At 72.9% G+C, this 2,257-nt stretch carries 3 protein-coding genes; all 3 read right to left on the reverse strand.

Features of this window, described 5'->3' with window-relative positions; translation table 11 throughout:
• Positions 1-972: ABC transporter permease (locus ACOADB_RS20565; protein WP_378602816.1), on the reverse strand; the 972-nt coding region annotated here is incomplete at its 3' end.
• Positions 972-1,745 carry an ABC transporter ATP-binding protein gene (locus ACOADB_RS20570; RefSeq protein ID WP_378602818.1) on the reverse strand — a complete coding sequence of 258 codons (774 nt, stop codon included), beginning with the start codon at positions 1,743-1,745 and terminating at the stop codon, positions 972-974. The genes ACOADB_RS20570 and ACOADB_RS20565, both read right to left, overlap by 1 nt.
• Before the next feature lie 61 nt (positions 1,746-1,806).
• Positions 1,807-2,257, reverse strand: a 451-nt coding sequence (locus ACOADB_RS20575; RefSeq protein ID WP_378602821.1) for a response regulator transcription factor, incomplete at its 5' end; no start/stop codon positions are given.

Genomic DNA, 2,257 nt, shown 5'->3' on the forward strand with positions numbered 1-2,257 from the left:
CTGCGCCCGCACGAAGGCGACCAGGCCATGGCCGAGGCCCAGCCCGGCGCCGATGCCGATGACCGCCGCCAGGACGCCGATCAGGAGTGACTCGAGGCGGACCGAGCGCACGAGCTGGCGTCGGGTCGCCCCCACGCAGCGCAGCAGGGCGAAGTCCCGCGCACGCTGCGCGAAGAGGATCGTGAACGTGTTGTTGATGACCAGCACCGCGACCAGCAGCGCGATGGAGGCGAAGAGCAGGACGATGATCGCGATGATGTCGACCTCGTTGTTGATCTCCTTCTGGACGAGCTGGGCGAAGGCCGGGACGCTCATCGGCTCCGCCGTCGGTACGACGTCCCGGATCGCCGCCCGTGCCTCGCTCAGCCCGCCGGGGCCCGCCCAGGCGACGCTGCTGACGTAGAGGCTGTCCTCCCACCGGGACAGGTCTTCCCACAGCACGTAGACGGACGCCACCGAGAAGGCCGAGGGCGAGTCGGCCAGGCCGACGACCTCGACGTCGAGGGCCTCGCTGCCTGACCCGATCCGGAGCCGGTCGCCGATGCCGACGTCGGCCACCTTGGCGGCGTTGGTGTCGACCACGGCCTCGCCGGCCCGGGCGGGGAACCGCCCGTCGACGAGCTCCTGCCAGCGCCGGTCCGGACGGTCGGGCACCTGCGCGATGTCGGCGCTGCTGTCCACCACCTTGCCGTCATGGGTGACCTGCTGGAGGGTCCAGCCGATCAGCCACGCGTCGGCGCCGGCCGCGGGTGCGGCCTCCAGCAGGCGGGTCGCGTCGGCGGTGGCCGGCTTGTCGAGCACGGCGTCCGCGCCGTTGTACGGCACGGAGACATCGGCGGTCAGTCCGTCCCGCACGGCAGAGGACAGGGCCCCGGTGACGACGATGAACACGACGCCGACGACGACGGCGAGCAGTGCGGCGCCGTACCGCCGGGTGTGGGTCCGCAGGGAGGCGAGGAGCACGGTGCGCATCAGGCACTCCGGCCGGCGAGCGCGGCGACGAGGTCGGCCCGGGACGGGTCGTGGAGGTGGTGCGTGACCTGGCCGTCGGCGAGGACGACGACGTCGTCGGCGTACCCGGCCGCGTCGACCTCGTGGGTGACCATCACGACGGTCTGGCCCAGCTCGCGCACCGAGCCGCGCAGGAACGACAGCACCTCGGCGGACGAGGTGCTGTCGAGGTTGCCGGTCGGTTCGTCGGCGAACACGATCGCCGGCGCGGTGAGCAGGGCACGGGCGATCGCCACCCGCTGCTGCTGGCCGCCGGACAGCTCGGCCGGCCGGTGCGTGAGGCGGTCGGTCAGGCCGAGGGTGGCGACGATGTGGTCGAAGCGCCCGCGGTGGTCCGCGCGCGGACGTCCCGCGAGCTCGGTGGGAAGCCAGATGTTCTGTTCGGCGGTCAGCATCGGCAGCAGGTTGAAGGCCTGGAACACGAAGCCCACGTCGTCGCGGCGGAACCGCGTGAGCGCGTCGTCGTCGAGGGACTCCAGGGGCTGCCCGGCGACGCTGACCGTGCCGCCGGTCGGCTGGTCGAGTCCGGCCAGGCAGTGCATCAGGGTCGACTTGCCGGAGCCCGACGGGCCCATGATCGCGGTGAACCGGCCGGTCGGCAGGTCGAGGTCGACGCCGCGCAGCGCCGACACCAGGGTGTCGCCGCGGCCGTAGGTCCGGGTGAGGCCGCGGGCGCTGGCGGCGAGGGCCGCGTCGGCGACGGGAGTCGGGGGGCTGGTCTGCAGGGAGGTCATGCCGACGAGCCTCGTCGTCAGCGGCGCCCGGATCGTCAGGCCGCGGGTTGATCCGGGCGTCCTACCGCGGGTGGACCAGCCCGGTCTCGAACGCGAGGACGACGAGCCGCACCCGGTCGCGGGAGCCGGTCTTCGACAACAGTCGGTTGATGTGGGTCTTGACCGTCGCCTCCGAGACCACGAACTGCGCCGCGATCTCGGTGTTGGACAAGCCCTGGCCGACGAGCACGAGCGTCTCGCGCTCGCGATCGGTGAGCGCGTCGAGGCGCTGGTCGGGAGTGGGCGCCGCCGGGCCCGGGAGCGTGGTGGCGAAGTGCTCGAGCAGGCGACGGGTCGTGCTGGGCGCCACCACCGACTCGCCGTCGTGGACGGTCCGTACGGCGCCGAGCAGGACCTCGGGCGTCGCGTCCTTGAGCAGGAACGCCGCAGCGCCGGCGCGAATCGCGGCGAACGCGTACTCGTCGAGGTCGAACGTGGTGAGCACGATGACCTGCGGCGCACCGGGCCGCTCC

The organism is Nocardioides sp. CPCC 206348, assembly GCF_048654705.1.
In the GTDB taxonomy this organism is placed as follows: domain Bacteria; phylum Actinomycetota; class Actinomycetes; order Propionibacteriales; family Nocardioidaceae; genus Nocardioides.